Source organism: Rhizobium sp. BK112 (assembly GCF_014193215.1).
GTDB classification, from domain to species: Bacteria; Pseudomonadota; Alphaproteobacteria; order Rhizobiales; family Rhizobiaceae; genus Rhizobium; species Rhizobium anhuiense.
On sequence record NZ_JACHYZ010000006.1, the window covers coordinates 1 to 14,253 of the forward strand.

The 14,253-nt window shown below is 59.3% G+C and carries 15 protein-coding genes; 5 read left to right on the plus strand and 10 right to left on the minus strand.

Annotated features, from left to right (window positions below; genetic code table 11):
- Positions 1–121: 121 nt before the first annotated feature.
- Entirely contained in the window at positions 122–991 is an 870-nt protein-coding gene (locus FHT75_RS17585; RefSeq protein ID WP_183845056.1) for a DMT family transporter, read from the minus strand.
- Between the two features lie 60 nt (positions 992–1,051).
- Here FHT75_RS17585 and FHT75_RS17590 point away from each other — a divergent pair, with 60 nt between their 5' ends.
- The gene (locus FHT75_RS17590; RefSeq protein ID WP_183845057.1) at positions 1,052–1,657 is read left to right on the plus strand and encodes a TetR/AcrR family transcriptional regulator; all 606 of its coding nucleotides are present in this window, start codon (positions 1,052–1,054) and stop codon (positions 1,655–1,657) included.
- A gap of 330 nt (positions 1,658–1,987) precedes the next feature.
- Positions 1,988–2,896 carry a nucleotidyltransferase and HEPN domain-containing protein gene (locus FHT75_RS17595; RefSeq protein WP_183845058.1) on the plus strand — a complete coding sequence of 303 codons (909 nt, stop codon included), beginning with the start codon at positions 1,988–1,990 and terminating at the stop codon, positions 2,894–2,896.
- A gap of 169 nt (positions 2,897–3,065) precedes the next feature.
- Here the strand turns inward: FHT75_RS17595 and FHT75_RS17600 are convergent, their stop codons facing one another.
- Positions 3,066–3,827, minus strand: a complete 762-nt coding sequence (locus FHT75_RS17600) for an SDR family NAD(P)-dependent oxidoreductase (protein WP_183845059.1) — start codon at positions 3,825–3,827, stop codon at positions 3,066–3,068.
- A gap of 98 nt (positions 3,828–3,925) precedes the next feature.
- Between FHT75_RS17600 and FHT75_RS17605 the strand changes: the two genes are divergently transcribed.
- Positions 3,926–4,837: a LysR family transcriptional regulator gene (locus FHT75_RS17605; protein ID WP_183845060.1), complete on the plus strand. Its 912-nt coding sequence runs from the start codon at positions 3,926–3,928 to the stop codon at positions 4,835–4,837.
- Between the two features lie 247 nt (positions 4,838–5,084).
- Positions 5,085–5,300 carry a DUF3072 domain-containing protein gene (locus FHT75_RS17610; RefSeq protein WP_097630254.1) on the plus strand — a complete coding sequence of 72 codons (216 nt, stop codon included), beginning with the start codon at positions 5,085–5,087 and terminating at the stop codon, positions 5,298–5,300.
- Positions 5,301–5,754: 454 nt separating this feature from the next.
- Here the strand turns inward: FHT75_RS17610 and FHT75_RS17615 are convergent, their stop codons facing one another.
- The gene (locus FHT75_RS17615; protein ID WP_183845061.1) at positions 5,755–6,768 is read right to left on the minus strand and encodes an alpha/beta hydrolase family esterase; all 1,014 of its coding nucleotides are present in this window, start codon (positions 6,766–6,768) and stop codon (positions 5,755–5,757) included.
- Positions 6,765–7,220: an NUDIX hydrolase gene (locus FHT75_RS17620; protein ID WP_183845062.1), complete on the minus strand. Its 456-nt coding sequence runs from the start codon at positions 7,218–7,220 to the stop codon at positions 6,765–6,767. Before FHT75_RS17620 ends, FHT75_RS17615 begins: the two co-directional genes overlap by 4 nt.
- Positions 7,221–7,497: 277 nt before the next feature.
- Between FHT75_RS17620 and FHT75_RS17625 the strand changes: the two genes are divergently transcribed.
- The gene (locus FHT75_RS17625; RefSeq protein ID WP_246712939.1) at positions 7,498–9,183 is read left to right on the plus strand and encodes a putative bifunctional diguanylate cyclase/phosphodiesterase; all 1,686 of its coding nucleotides are present in this window, start codon (positions 7,498–7,500) and stop codon (positions 9,181–9,183) included.
- Between the two features lie 64 nt (positions 9,184–9,247).
- Here FHT75_RS17625 and virB11 read toward each other — a convergent pair whose 3' ends face one another.
- Genes virB11 through FHT75_RS17655 form a run of 6 tightly spaced genes read right to left on the minus strand, consistent with a single transcriptional unit; the run spans position 9,248 to position 14,252 of the window.
- Positions 9,248–10,279, minus strand: a complete 1,032-nt coding sequence (gene virB11, locus FHT75_RS17630) for a P-type DNA transfer ATPase VirB11 (RefSeq protein ID WP_132573429.1) — start codon at positions 10,277–10,279, stop codon at positions 9,248–9,250.
- Between the two features lie 6 nt (positions 10,280–10,285).
- Positions 10,286–11,458, minus strand: a complete 1,173-nt coding sequence (gene virB10, locus FHT75_RS17635; protein WP_183845064.1) for a type IV secretion system protein VirB10 — start codon at positions 11,456–11,458, stop codon at positions 10,286–10,288.
- 9 nt (positions 11,459–11,467) lie between these two features.
- The gene (gene virB9, locus FHT75_RS17640) at positions 11,468–12,325 is read right to left on the minus strand and encodes a P-type conjugative transfer protein VirB9 (protein WP_097542447.1); all 858 of its coding nucleotides are present in this window, start codon (positions 12,323–12,325) and stop codon (positions 11,468–11,470) included.
- Positions 12,322–12,993 (minus strand): virB8 family protein, encoded by a 672-nt coding sequence (locus tag FHT75_RS17645; RefSeq protein ID WP_183845171.1) that lies wholly within the window; start codon positions 12,991–12,993, stop codon positions 12,322–12,324. The genes virB9 and FHT75_RS17645 overlap by 4 nt, the downstream gene beginning before the upstream one ends.
- 1 nt (position 12,994) lies before the next feature.
- The gene (locus tag FHT75_RS17650) at positions 12,995–13,279 is read right to left on the minus strand and encodes a hypothetical protein (protein ID WP_183845065.1); all 285 of its coding nucleotides are present in this window, start codon (positions 13,277–13,279) and stop codon (positions 12,995–12,997) included.
- Positions 13,280–13,331: 52 nt separating this feature from the next.
- Positions 13,332–14,252 carry a type IV secretion system protein gene (locus tag FHT75_RS17655; RefSeq protein ID WP_183845066.1) on the minus strand — a complete coding sequence of 307 codons (921 nt, stop codon included), beginning with the start codon at positions 14,250–14,252 and terminating at the stop codon, positions 13,332–13,334.
- Position 14,253: the final 1 nt, after the last annotated feature.

Sequence of the window (14,253 nt, forward strand, 5' to 3'; positions counted from 1 at the left end):
CGACGCCGATGCCGAAACCAGCATAAAGGGAGCTACACCTTGGCGCGCCAGCCGCAATCCAGAGCTGCCGCACGATCTCGACGCGACTTTATCAACGGTATCTGCCCAAAGCGGCCGTTGCTCAAACGGGGGCAGCAACCTTACGGCTCGGTAGGAGATACCAAAAGACAGAAGTCAAAACGACTGCACCGCCCAGAAGGACTGGTAGCGTGATCTCCTCGCTGTAGAAAATCCAGACCCATATTGGGCCAAGGATGACATCAAGCATGGATAATAGTCCGGCTTCACCTGAACCAATCCGGCGAGAGCCAAGCAACAAAAGCACATAACCAATGCCGGTCGTGAAAATCCCATAGAAAGCGCATGCGAGGAGTTGTGTCGATGTCGGTATCGAATACTGCATGAGCGGAAGGGCGATGCAAAAGCAGGCCAACGCGGCCAAGACCGTCATCATCGTCGAATCCATGCTTGGAAACCGTTTGGCAATGACAATCTGCGTGGCGCATCCAGCCGTCATGATAAAAGCAGCCAGGATGCCAAGAAGGTCGTTTGCCGACATAGCTGCTCCGACCGAAATAGCTACTCCCAGGAAAGCTAGACAGCCAGCGATCACGAAGCGGTATGTCACGCGGTCGTGCAGCCATAAGAAAGCGATCCCGGTCGCTACAAACGGAAGCGTGGCGTACACCGTCATGACATTCGCGACGGTCGTCCACTGCAAAGACGCAATATAGGTGATCGCCGCTACTGTAGAAACGACACATGCAACCACACCGGGCATGCCGAAAGTCCCTTTAACACCTTTCTTCGTCCATCTTCGGCGGATCAATATAAATGCGCCAAGCGTGACGAATGAGAAGGCCGACCGCCAAGCGACCATTGACCAGACATCCATGTCGGCGATGCGCACAAAAAGCCCGGCCGTGCTCCACAAAACAGCAGAAGAAATCACGAGATAGATGCCGACAAGCCTACTGCGTGCTATGCACATATGAGGTCACTCCGTGGAGAGAGATGTGCATAAACAACCTAGTAGACGATTGGTCTAGTTATGGATGGTCAATCTGCGACGCGTGAACGCCTCATTTCCGAAGGTATGCGGCAATTGCTGGCGCATGGCTATGACGGTGTGGGGATCGGCCCGATCCTGAAGGCCGTCGATGTCCCGAAAGGGTCCTTCTATTATTTCTTTCAGAGCAAGGATGACTTCGTCGTAGCGGTCGTCGAAGCGTATGAGGAGAAGTACCGGCAGGTGCGGGAGAAATTCTTCACTGACATGTCGCTCCGTCCGCTGGCCCGCCTCGATGCCTATTTCGCAGCTCTTGAACAAGAGTATAAGGCGGCCGCCCCATATGCAGGGTGCCTTTACGGTATGATTGCCCAAAGCGCTGCAGGCCGGAGCGCAGTCGTTCTCGATGCGCTCGCCGCTTCATTCGAACGCTGGGAGAAAAGTATTCAAGGGGTGCTGGCCGCTGCCCAGCAGGATGGCGATATCGACAGTGACGAGAACATCAATGATCTAACAGCGAGTATCGTGGACGCTTACGAGGGGGCGCTCATTCGAGCTAAAGCCAAGGATGGTGTGTTGGCATTCACCCGCTTCCGTGAAATCGGGCTGAAACATTTGATTTCGCCCACGAAGCTAAATGTCCGCTAGTCGCATTCAGCCAATCCGGAAGATTCCAATGATCCTGGCAGGTAATAAAGTGGTATCATTCCAACGAAATTGATTCCGCGTAATCAAGCTGATCGACATCCCCATTCAGAGGCGAAAGGGCATCTGCCTTTTCGGTGGCCAACGCGCCGGTGACGCAGCGTGTGCTCCCCGTTCCTGGAGTGCAGGACCTTCTTGGGAAGCCACATTCACGGTCGTCTTCGATTAACGCGGTTCCTCGAGAGAACGTGATCTCCGAGGCGATTAGTTCCCACAGATTCCCTCTCAAAACTGCGAGTAGACGCTATTGGATCTTTCGCCTATCGATTGCTTATGAAATCGTCGCTCGATCATATGCCGCTTCGCAAGCAACGAGAACTCGGCCGGGTCCTTGAAATCCTCCACGAGGAATTCGAGGACGCGCTGAAAGAAGGCACGGCCGATTTCAAGAAGCGCGGCCGGATTCTGAAGATTATCCTGTTCGGCTCGTACGCCAAGGGCGGATGGGTCGATGAACCCTTCACCATGAAAGGGTATCGCTCCGATTTCGATCTCTTGATCATCGTCAACAACCGCAAGCTCTGCGAATTCGCCGACTACTGGTACAAGGCCGCCGACCGGCTAATCCACGAGGCCTCGATCGAAACGCCGGTGAGCTTCATCGTCCATTCAAGGCGTGAGGTGAATACCTACCTCAAGGAAGGACAGTATTTCTTCTCCGACATTCGCAAGGAAGGCATCGTCCTTTATGAACTTGACGATGAACCGCTTGCGGAAGCCGCACCACTAAGCCCGGCAGACCAACTGCGTATTGCTAGGGAGCACTTCAAGGACAGGTTCTCGCTTTCCCAGACATTCTTAAAGGGTTTCCGGTTCTATGTCGGAGAGAGAGAGTTTCGCGTCGCCGCCTTTGAACTCCATCAATCGCTCGAGCAAGCCTATTCCTGCGTCCTGCTCACCCTCACCAACTACGGCCCACCATCGCACAATATCAAGTTTCTGCGCTCCCTCGCCGAGGAACAAAACCGCCGGCTGGCCGAAGCCTTTCCGCGTGATCAACACAAGGAACGCGCGTGGTTCAACACATTGAACGAAGCATATGTGAAGGCGCGCTATTCAAAGCATTATGAGATCAGCGAGGAGGCGCTCAGGTGGCTCGGTGAGCGAACAACAATGCTGCTCGAATTGGTCAGGGTCGTTTGCTCCGAGCATCTGGAAAAGCTGAAGCACAGCAGCGACTAGAAACCGGACGACACGGCCATGATTGGTGGGACGCAAAAGGCTTGATCACCAAGCTTTAACAATGGCTTCAATTCCCCGGGCCGGACCTACGCGAAGAACTCGCAAAGCGGCCGGTGGCCGGCTTTGCGAGGTGCTTGCCGTCAGTTCCCGATGGAATGGTTGGACCAGACTAGAGCCGGATACCGCCAATTGTGAAACCACCGTCGACGGTGATTTCCTGGCCGGTGACGAAACTGGCATCGTCCGACAGCAACCACGCCACGGTGCCCGCGACGTCTTCTGATCTGCCGTTACGGCGAAGAGGCGTGTGACTGGCGAGGCGAGCCGCGAAGACAGGGTCGATGACGTCATCGGCCATCGGCGTCAGGATGATGCCAGGGTTTATGGCGTTGACGCGGATGTTCCGTGGGCCTTGTTCCACCGCAAGGGTGCGCATCATCGCCTGCAGGGCACCCTTCGTGCCGGCATAGGCTCCGGCGCCTGGCATCACGCCACCAGCCGTCCAGGAGGCGTTGATGAGGATCGCACCATCGGCCAGAAACGGCAGGCATTGCTTGATGGTGAAAAAGGTGCCGCGCAGATTGGTGGCGATCAGCGCGTCGAATTCGTCCGCTTCTGTGACAGCCAATGGCTTGAACTCGCCAAGCACGCCGGCGTTGGCGAAGAGGGCATCCAGTTTGCCGAAGCAAGTTATCGTCGTCTGCACGGCCGCGGCAACCGCCTCGTTGTCGGCGATATCGCAGGCGATCGCAATGGCTGTGCCGCCGGCGGCCTCGATCTCCGACTGCAATTGGCTGATAGGCTCGGGCCGGCGCCCGACGACAGCGACTTGGCCACCCTCTTCGACCAGTCGAAGCGCGGCAGCCCGCCCCATGCCGGTTCCCGCTCCCGTAATGAGGATGGTTTTGCCCGTGAATCTGTTCTGCGCCATGTCGTGCTCCTTGTTTGCAGCGTCACGGGAGTTGTATTTCACCCATACAAATGGATAATCGCGAAAATAATATCATCATTTAAAAGCAGAGCTATCGAATGGGCCTCTTCCGATCCATGCAGGTATTCGTGACAACCGTGCAAGAAGGCTCAATGAGTGCCGCATCCGGCAAGCTCGGGATGTCACCTGCGATGGTTGGGCAGCATGTGGCAGCACTTGAGGAACGGCTCGGAATGCGCCTTCTGAACAGGACGACCCGCCGTCAGAGCCTGACGGATTTCGGCGCCAGCTATGTCGAACAGTGCCGAGATATTCTGGAGCGCGTGGCGATCGCCGATCAGGATGCCGAGGCATTGCAAGCAGAGCCTCGCGGCAAGCTGAAGATGACGGCTCCGACGACGTTCGGCGCAGAGGTGCTGATGCCGAGACTGCAGCGCTACCGAGCGCTTGCCCCGGATGTCACGCTGGATATCACCTTGACGGATCGCAATGTCGACATTGTCGACGAAGGATTCGATATTGCCTTCCGTATCGGCGAATTACCCGATAGCCGCTTGATTGCGCGCCGTCTTGCCCCTTACCAGATGATGATCTGCGCTGCACCAGACTACCTTGCTCGAAGGGGCAATCCAGGTCATCCAGGTGACCTGGCCAACCATGATGCCATCGGCTTTGCCCCGGCGGCACGGTCGCCATGGAAGCTGGCAAAAGGCGACGTTTCGGTCGAAGTCATTCCGCGGATATCGATCACTGTCAATAGCGGTCAGGCCGTCCGCATGGCCGCACGCGCGGGCCTGGGAGTGATCATGCAGCCATCCATTCTGCTGCGTTCGGATGTCGAGGCAGGCCTGCTCGTTCAACTCTTTCCAGAATGGCATCTCAGTGAGCGACCGATGTCGCTTGTCTATCATCGCGATCGCCGCATGACGCCGCGCCTGCGCAGCGTCATCTCGTTTGCCATTTCAGAATTCGGCGCGACATCCGAATGGCGGGAAGATCCCCATTCCTAATGACCCGTCGTGGCGGGCTGGTCAGCCGACGGCTATCGGACTGGCGCGCTGCTTTCTCGGACGAACCGATCGACCACCGTTTTCGGCACTGACCAAGCGGCTGTTGCAATGAGCGGAATTCCTCTCGCTCGGCGGGGGCGCCTTTACGTCCGAACAAGAGCCATCGATTGCCCAACGCGACGATCGCCATACGGCGGGAACAGCAGCACCACTTGGAACGTTTAGAGAACGAATTCAGGAGGCCGCTATGAGTGACAATCCGAAAAGCAAGACATCATCCAACACAGAGAAAGACCCCGACGATTGGGTCAGCGGCGACGAGCCGATGACCGGCGCGCAGCGGTCCTATCTGAAGACCTTGTCGGAACAGGCGCACCGGCCTGAAGCCTATGCCGAGGATCTGACCAAGGCCGAAGCGTCCAAGCGGATCGACGAACTCAAGCAGTCGCTCGATTTGGAATGAGCGGCCGTCTTGTCGTAGCCGATTGATTGAGGTCGAAGGCCGAAGGCCGACCTTTTGAGACCCGCTATACTCTGATTGCGCAACGGCAAAAGGGCGAAATCTGTCAGCCTGCAACGCGAACCAGTCCGCGTGATTTTTGGTCCACAAAGGATTTACGCCGTTGGCCAGCGTGGTGGTCGCTGCGAGCACCCTCGCCGATCTTGGTTCAGGCCGCGGCCCGATAGTAGATCCCAGTTACCCGAAAGCGGCCACCGCCGCATTTGCATTGGCGATGACGTGATCGCGATCTTCAACATCTCACGAACCTCGTATCCCCGGGCCTGGTATTTCCTTCACCTGCACTGTCAGCTGCTCGAAGACAAGCCTGGCATTTCATTGCGCGCACTGAGATGGTGTAGGTGACCCCATCGCGACCGGACTTTGCCTGGTGCGGTCGAACATGCCCGCGAACTGGTTACACTCGAAACCTCGACAAGCCCCATAATCGCATCATCTCAGCTGGAGCTGAGATATCAGCCGGGATCACATAGGGGTCTGCAGATCGTAGTGTTGTGACGCTCTTGCGTTTCTTGATCGGAAGCCCGTGGCCCATGTTGCTGACCGAATAGAGGGCCACTTTCCTCTCGCCGGTCACTTTCCACGACTGCAAGCTGCCCCATGGTTTTTTCTCCAAGCGGCCGCTGCTTTCTACAATGCCCTGAACTTCGAGCCACTGAGCAACACAAGCGAGCGCATTGGCGGGCTTGACCACCCGGTCTTCCATGCCCTGCCAGATGGTTATCGGAGGCCATGCCCTGACTTCTGGCGAAATCTCGGCGATCGGCCGTCCCCATCCGCCCGGTGGCGGCGTCGCACCTGACTTCATCGCGCGCAGGGCCGACATCGCGTCGCGGACAGATCCGAACGGCATGCCGGCGATGATTGCGGCGCCGGCAAACAGTGAGGGATAGATCGCGACAAGTGCGCCCGTCATCGCCCCGCCGGCGGACAGCCCCGCGATGAAGATCCTCGACCGGTCGATGCGATGTCGCTCGCATAGGTGCTCGATCATCTGCTTGATCGAACGGACCTCGCCGCGGTCTCGCGCGACGGCACTTGGTCGAAACCAGTTGAAGCAATCTTGCGAATTGTTTGCTCTCTTCTGCTGTGGATAGAGAAGAACGAAACCGCGCTCTTTCGCGAGCTTGGAAAAGCCCGCCGCGGCATCCAGGCTTTCAGGAGTCTGATGGCATCCGTGAAGCAAGACGACAAGCGCAGGGTTCTTAGGCAGCCGTGACGTCGGAACGAAGGATTTCATCACCAGGCGGCCCGGGTTGCTTCCAAACGCGGTTGTCTCGACCAAAATCGGTTTCGCGGGACGGGGCGTTGAACGTTTCGTTTTGCGTCGGGTCTTTGCGACAGCTTTCTCGATCCGCTTGCTGTGGGCTCTGAGGACCCTCAATAACGATCTGCCGAAACTGAGCTTCATAGGTCGATGTTCTCAACCCGACAAAGGAGCGCTCGCAGACCCGGCCGGGCGGCCTCGCGCATGGCATCCTTCAGTGGGAACCAATGTGTTTTACGGATGCTTTTCTCCGGAAACTCGTCCGCGATGCGCGACACCTGGAGAAGATGGACTGACACATGGTAGTGGTTGGGACCCGTGTCCTTTCGATACAAAAAGGAACCGAACACGGTCGCGTCGACGAGGCCTACCACTCCGGCTTCCTCGAAGGCCTCTCTGAGCGCCGCAGCGCTGGTGATTTCACCATACTCGACGCGCCCTTTCGGAATGCCCCAGCGACCGTTCCGTCGGCTGCCTACAAAAAGAATTTCAAGTCCACCGCCTTCGGTCCGACGATAGCAAAGAGCACCAGCCTGCGCGACATCGCGACCAGACAGGGTGTTCGCAAGTTCCGTCTGGTCGTTTTCGTTGAGCATTGTCCGCCTCCGGTTTCGAAGCCCGCGCACGCTAGCGGGGCTGCCTTCAAGAGTCCAGTTTGCTTGATCACCTCTGGTGGCACTCTCGAGTTGCGCTATCTGGGCTTTTCTGCCAGCGGCATGCACGCGACTTAAATCAATGTTCACGCATGTATTCCATGGTGATTGTGCTTGGCCGGCAGATTTCCCAACCGGATAATTTCGAAACAGGCCCGGCACGATGCACGAGGCACGCATGATACCCAAGTCGTCTTCAATGAGCAGCTCGGAGCGGCGCATGCCGTTCACGGTGGTGAAATTTGCCGAGGCGACGAAATTATCCCTGATCTCGATCGACAGCCACGGAGATATCGAGTTCGTCAATCCCTCCGCCTGCGCGCTGTTCGGCTACACCAAAGGCGAGATGATCGGAAGGCCCATCACTATCATCATCCCGGAGAGGATGCGGGGCGCCCACATGGCAGGGCTGCAAAAAGTGTCGGCGGGGCAAAAGCCAAATCTCGGTGGCAGGCCGGTCGAGGTGTCGGCGGTCAGGAAGGACGGCACGGAGTTTCCGATCGAAATCACCCTGTCGACCTGGCGTGGCAAACGCGGCTTCTGTGCTGGCGCCGTCATCATCGATATTTCAGAGCGACGGGAGAAGGAAGGGCGACTGTTGCGCCTGGCAAGCCAGGATACCCTGACAGGACTGCTTAATCGTCATCGCTTTTCCGCGCTGCTTGCCGATACGCTTGCTGCGGGAAATGCTGCCGCCATCATGCTCTTGGACCTGGATGGCTTCAAGGAAGTCAACGACACGCACGGACATTTGGTCGGCGATTGCCTTTTGCAGGCCGTCGGTGTCAGGCTCCCATACACGCTGCGTCCTGACGCTCATATTGCACGTGTCGGCGGCGACGAATTTGCGGTGCTGTTGCAGGATGTAAGCGACCCGCGTGCCGTTTATGCCCAAGCCGATGCTATCCTCCAGGCATTTGCAAAGCCGTTTGAACTCGGCGGACATATCCTGGAACTCGGCACCAGCATCGGCTTTGCTCTTTCACCGGCCCACGGGGTGGAAGCCGAAGAGGTGATTGCCAGTGCCGACTACGCCCTGTATCGAGCGAAAGCCGCAGGCGGACACTCGATCCGGATGTATGACGCCACCATGCGGAGCGAGACGTCGGCGCGGCGCGAACTGCGCGATGAGCTGCTTGCCGGGATGCGTCAAGGTGAGCTGGAGCTCTTCTATCAACCCCAGGTCAGACTCTCCGACGGAAAAATCATCGGGCTCGAAGCATTGATCCGCTGGCATCATCCCACCCGGGGCCTGCTGACGCCTGGAGCCTTTCTTCCTGCTCTCGATCAGAGCGCATTGGCTCTGGATATTGGCTGGTGGACGCTTGACGAAGCAGCAAAGCGCGCCAGCGAACTGCAGGCGTCAGGCTACAAAATCAAGATCGGCGTCAACCTCTTCCCGGGGCAACTCCGCGCCCCCAATCTCATCCACAAAGTGGCGAACGCACTTCAAAGGCACTCCCTTGCACCTGGGCGACTGGAGCTCGAAGTCACCGAAACGATCGCACTTGCCGATGACGATCGTTCTCTGGAAGCGATGACGGCCCTGCGGGAGCTTGGCGTTGGCATCGCCTTCGACGACTTTGGAACGGGATATGCCTCGCTCAGTTCCTTGCAGCGCTATCCACTGACGACGCTGAAGATCGATCGCGGCTTCATCCAGCAGATCCGCAGCAGGCCGAACGATGCTGCGATCACACGCGCACTGATCGGGCTCAGCCGAGACATGGGACTGGACACCGTCGCAGAAGGCATTGAAACCCGCGAACAGGAGGAGGCTCTGTTGGCCTTGGGTTGCCCATATGGCCAAGGCTACCTCTTCGGTCGGCCTATGGCGTTCAGCGCGGCCGTCGGTGTCATCGAGCAAAATGCAGCATCCACCCCGCCCAAAGCTGACTGCATTTGATGCAGTCCCGCGATGCATTCGACGCTTCGCCTTGACAGCTATGGCGTGCCGGGAAACCCCGGCGTCAGCAGTTTTGACCATCGCCGCGAGCGATTTTAGTTGCCGCGGCGGCGCGATAGTAGATTTCAGTCACCCGAAACCGACCCTCGAGGCGTTTGCACTGGACGATGACGTCGATCGCGATCTTCAGCATCGCGCGTATGTCGTTTCGCTCCAGGTCTCTCCCACCTTCGGATTCCTTCACCAGCAGTGTCAGCTGTTCGAATGCAAGGTCGGCGGAGTCGGCGTGCACCGTTGTGATCGAACCCGGATGGCCTGAGTTCACATTGCGAATGTAGTAGAACGCGGTGCCGTCGCGCAGCTCCTGCAGAAGAATGCGATCCGGCCGCATGCGCAGGCAGGATTCGAGCAGATCCTTCGCCCCGACTTTTGCCAGCCCTTGGCCGCCCTTGGAGTAGAAGAGACGGACGTGGTTCGGCTGCGGGATGACGAGCTCCGGCGTGTCTTCAATCGAGATGATGCGTTCGCTCGACGGGATATGGCGAATCAAGGCTTTCGAGAGCGTCGTCTTGCCGGATCCTGTCGCCCCGGAGATGATGATGTTCTTGCGTGCGTAGACGGCCTCTCGCAGAAATGCCTGGTAGGACCCCGTTCTATAGAATTCCAGAAGCCTCCGGTCGGCCGAGGAGATGTCCGCCTCTTGCCTCGCAACCTCGGCGAACAAGCCGCCCTGGTCAAGATCGTTGAGGCTGAGCGACACGGAAGACGGTTTTCTGATCGTGATGCTGACGGTTCCCTTCGTCGTAGCAGGCGGGATGACGATCTGGATCCGCTCGTCGCCGGGCAGCGTTGCCGAGAGGATGGGCCGGGTTTCGTCGATCGACTGGTTGGAAAAGCTTGCGACAGCGCGCGCCAGACGCATCAGCTTGTCGAACGACAGCTCCGGCAGATCATGGGCCTGCCACCCGGCCGTGCCCTCGGTGACCACCTGGGTCGGCCAGTTGACGATGATCTCATAGAGGGATTTGTCGCGCAGGAAGGGCGACAGGGGTGCCAACAGCTCTCGCACGACGCCTGAATCGGCTCCCTCTGTCATGGCGGGCTATTTCGTGACCAGGGTCGAGGCTGGCGCGAAGTCCCCGAGAACCGCCCGATCGTAGACTCGGTTGCGCGGTTCCGTCACGCGGAGGCGATAGACGCTCGAGAAATCGAGATCACGCGCAACGAAGATCGAGACGAGCTCCCCTTGATGCTTCAATAACGTCGGCGCAATGTTGATCGACTGCTCGACGGCGATGGTCGCGGCCTGCTTGCCGGCGCTCGTCGTGTTGTCTGCATCGACATCGCTGTCCTGCAGCTGGCTGTTGACGTAGGAGGTGGCGTCGCCGACGATCGACAACAGGATCGCGCTGCCGAAACGCTCCCACCAATGGGTATCGACGTAACCGTCGACTCCGGCACGCCCAAGGGCGTCGGTTGCCGGCGACGCCAGGGTGATGATCACCCCCTTGGGCGTCTTTGCCCGGTTCCAGAGCACAAACAGGCGCTTCTGGCCGCGGCGAAGGCCGCCGCGATATTCGCCGACCACCTGCGTGCCCTTCTCCATCAGCACGACCCGGCCGTTATCCGACAGGACGTCGCGGCTGATGACACAGCTCGTGAACCCGGGTTGGTCCGACGACAGTGCCGTCTCCAGAACGCATGGAATGGACGTTCCCATGGCGACGATGAAGTCGCGATTCCCAAGCGTGCCGGCGCGCGAGCCCTGCAGCTGGGTCGGCGTCAACAGCCGATTGAAGCGCTGGTCCTCGTTTTCGGCCTGGGCACCGGGACCGCCCGAGTTGCTCCCGAGCGGAACGTAATTTGACGCGGTATCGGCGCTGGCGTCCTGGTCTCGAGAATGAGACGGAGAGGATTGCTTCCCACCATAGGCGATGACCGGCGCGCGTCGGGCAGCGTCGAGAAGCTTCTCATCCTCGCCCGCCTGTTCGGGCATCCCGGGTGTTGGCAGCAGCGTTTCAGGCGGCGTGGCGACCGGTTGGACCGGTTCCTTCGCCGGCTCGAAATCCGACGTCTGCCGGATGACGACGCGTTCGGGCTGGATGCCATCTACGGGCTTATCCTGGCCGCGCATCGACCAGAGGGCAAAGCCGACGAAGGCGACGATGGCGAGCGCCACCGCACCGCGTCTCACCGTCGGATTGCTGTCGAGACCGCGGCCCGTCGTCGTTTCGGCGCGCTCACCGGGAATGTGGGTGCTGTCTTCCTCGGCCATGGCGTCCTCCTATTGTCCTGCCACAGCCTGCGTCTTCACGACGCGCTCGACAGAGGGTGAGGTCGTATTCGTATCGGGATCGATGCCGATACGGTCATAGGCCTCGTTGAAGACGCAGAGGACGTCGCCTCCCCTGCGCAGGATGAACTTGCGGCTGATCGCGTGCACCAGCACCAGGTTGTTCTCGACGGACTTCGGCACGAGGCTCTCGCTGCCGTCGGAATTTTCCATGTAGATCGCCGGCATTTCCTGGTTGCCGGCAAAGGAAAAGGTCGTGACCTTGCCATTGTCGTAGACGGCCTGCGGTTCAAGTGCCGAGGTCCCTTGAGCCGAATAGCGCCAGTTGCGTGGCCCATAGGCCTCGTGGAGAGCCAGAACCTTGTCAGCTTCTCCGGCCTGAGCTGCTTGCGCGCGGGCAGCGGTCTCCAGCCTCCGGCGTTCGGCCTCGTCGGCGGGATAGCGATACTTCACATAGAAGTAGGTGTTCTGCCCGGCCTCGACGCTGCCATCGCGCACCGTCAGCTCCATCTGGTAGCTGCGGGTCGAGCCATCCCGCCTGGTCGTGACGACCGAGATGTTCGTCACCGGCTGGTTTTCGCGGGGTTTTAAAAACAGGATGTTGCCGGCCGGCGCCACTTCCCACGCGACGCTGTTGCCGAGTGCCACATGGGCGATCTCCTCATCGGCGGCGAACTCTATCTGCACCGAAGACCGCAACGTGCCGACGATCTTGGTGATGTTATAGGGCTGGTAGTCGATGAAACGGACGCGGCTATCCTGCGATGCGCCTCGCGGGATATCGAGCGCCAGCGCGGTCGTGGTGAGTCCTGCGGTCACCGTCAGGGCGATGAGGAAACTCTGCTTCAATTGATGGCCTCCGGATCGGCGCGATAATCGCTGACGGCAAAACCAAGCGGATTGGTCAGCCGGTCGGTCGAGGACATCGGCGCGTTGACATAAGAAAAGGTGAGCGTCGCCACCCAATGGGTGGTCCGGACGTCGTCACCACGCGTGACGGTCCTGGTATAGCGCACCGATACGACATTGGCGTTGATCAGCGAGATCGAGACGATGTTGACGCGTGCCGTCGCGCCGCGGCCATAGATATTCTGCGGAGAGTCCGGATTGCCGCCTCGGTAGATCGCCGCAAAACGCGTCTGCTCCGGCTGGGTCGAGAGCAGAGCGACGGTGCGAAAATTCTCCTCGGCCTCGCTCCAGACATAGGCTTCCCGCGCACGCACATATTTGGCGGCGAAATACTTGGTCACCGCCTCGTCGTAGCTGCCGGCAGTCGACGTCAGCGCCGAGACGACGTCGACGATGCCGGTCGAATTGTCGACCCGAACGACGAAAGGCTCGACCGTCTTCAAAGGCGTCAGCCCCGCAACGGCGACGATCGAGGTGGCGGCAAGCACGCTTGCGGCAATCGCGATAGACCAGGCGATGCGCGCCGACCGCTCCACCTGGACCAGCCGATCCTGATCGAAGCGGCGTGCCCTTTCGAAATAGCTCTTCAGACTGTCGGTACTCACGATCTCACCCCTCCTCGCATGGCCGATAGGAACCCGCGGCATCGAAATGCGCGAAGTCGGCTGGCCCCTCCGTCAGCGGCTCTTTTCCATAGGAAGACACCTGGCCGGTCGCCGTCGCCGGGACTGCGTCATTGCCGCTTTGCTTGGCGGGCTTGTTGTCCTCCCACTGCCACATGGCGCGGTTAAGCGGCCGGCGCGAATAGCCATCGCATTTGGGCAAAGGATGGGACCTCGATGCGCAGCCGGTGAACTCCAAGGCAAGGAGGAGCGAGACGATAATGCGGATCATTGAAATGCAAACCTCTGAAACATTTGTCGTGGAGAAGTCGTCTTGCGGCCCCTCAAGATCTGAGACGGCGGCCGGCGGAACGGGCGCCGCGACCAACAGCTCTGGCACCATGCGAGGCGGCCCAGGCGAGCGTGCCCTCATGGGCGTCTCGGGCAGCACCATAGCCGTAGGTCAGCGACGCCCCGCCCGTTGCAAGCGCTGAGGCAATGCCGGGCAGTTGGTAGAAGACGTAAAGGGCAGCAAGGCAGATGGCGCAAAGGGCGACCGGGCGCATCATGACATCGGTATAGCTTTCGACCGCCGTGAAGGTCGTGTCAATACAGCTGATCAGCAGTGAACCGATCGCGACGACCAGGACCTGGAGAATGACGAAATTGGCGAGCTGACCGATCCAGGATTCGGTAAAACGACGGGTGGACTGGAACATCGCCAGCGCCACGAAGATCGGCCCGATGGCCAGCACGATGGCGAGCGCCAGCCGGGCATAGAGCGAGACGATATAGCCGATCGCCGCCACCGTGAAGCTCGCGCCGATGGCCATCATCCCGCCGATGCCGTTGACGATGTCGGCAGGCCAGGTGGCACGCGCCCAGATGTCCTTGGCGCATTTCTGGCCCTTGTCGAGCAGGCTGTCGAAGGTGGAGGCACTCGGTGCGCTACCCGAGTTCAGCGCCTGGGAAATCTCGCGCGGCAGCGTCTCGAAGAAAATCTTGGTGACATAAGTCTGATATTCGCTGGCGTTGCGCACCAGCATCACGATGATCGCAAGTTTCATCGCCCGGAAGGCGAATTCGACAATGGGCTCCTGGACTGAGCCCCGAAGGACGAGGTAACCATAGAGCACGACGTAGAGCGTCAGCGCCGCGGTGAGCGGGCCGCTGATCCAGCTGGCGATGTTCGACGTGCCCGACGAGATGAAATTCTCGAGCGGCGACTTGAACTGACCATCGACGAAGCTGAAGACCTGGTACATG

Coding starts and splice junctions, on each gene's coding strand:
- FHT75_RS17585 (WP_183845056.1), bottom strand. CDS start 991: ATGTGCATAGCACGCAGTAGGCTTGTCGGCATCTATCTCGTGATTTCT.
- FHT75_RS17590 (WP_183845057.1), top strand. CDS start 1,052: ATGGATGGTCAATCTGCGACGCGTGAACGCCTCATTTCCGAAGGTATG.
- FHT75_RS17595 (WP_183845058.1), top strand. CDS start 1,988: ATGAAATCGTCGCTCGATCATATGCCGCTTCGCAAGCAACGAGAACTC.
- FHT75_RS17600 (WP_183845059.1), bottom strand. CDS start 3,827: ATGGCGCAGAACAGATTCACGGGCAAAACCATCCTCATTACGGGAGCG.
- FHT75_RS17605 (WP_183845060.1), top strand. CDS start 3,926: ATGGGCCTCTTCCGATCCATGCAGGTATTCGTGACAACCGTGCAAGAA.
- FHT75_RS17610 (WP_097630254.1), top strand. CDS start 5,085: ATGAGTGACAATCCGAAAAGCAAGACATCATCCAACACAGAGAAAGAC.
- FHT75_RS17615 (WP_183845061.1), bottom strand. CDS start 6,768: ATGAAGCTCAGTTTCGGCAGATCGTTATTGAGGGTCCTCAGAGCCCAC.
- FHT75_RS17620 (WP_183845062.1), bottom strand. CDS start 7,220: ATGCTCAACGAAAACGACCAGACGGAACTTGCGAACACCCTGTCTGGT.
- FHT75_RS17625 (WP_246712939.1), top strand. CDS start 7,498: ATGCCGTTCACGGTGGTGAAATTTGCCGAGGCGACGAAATTATCCCTG.
- virB11 (WP_132573429.1), bottom strand. CDS start 10,279: ATGACAGAGGGAGCCGATTCAGGCGTCGTGCGAGAGCTGTTGGCACCC.
- virB10 (WP_183845064.1), bottom strand. CDS start 11,458: ATGGCCGAGGAAGACAGCACCCACATTCCCGGTGAGCGCGCCGAAACG.
- FHT75_RS17650 (WP_183845065.1), bottom strand. CDS start 13,279: ATGATCCGCATTATCGTCTCGCTCCTCCTTGCCTTGGAGTTCACCGGC.
- FHT75_RS17655 (WP_183845066.1), bottom strand. CDS start 14,252: ATGTACCAGGTCTTCAGCTTCGTCGATGGTCAGTTCAAGTCGCCGCTC.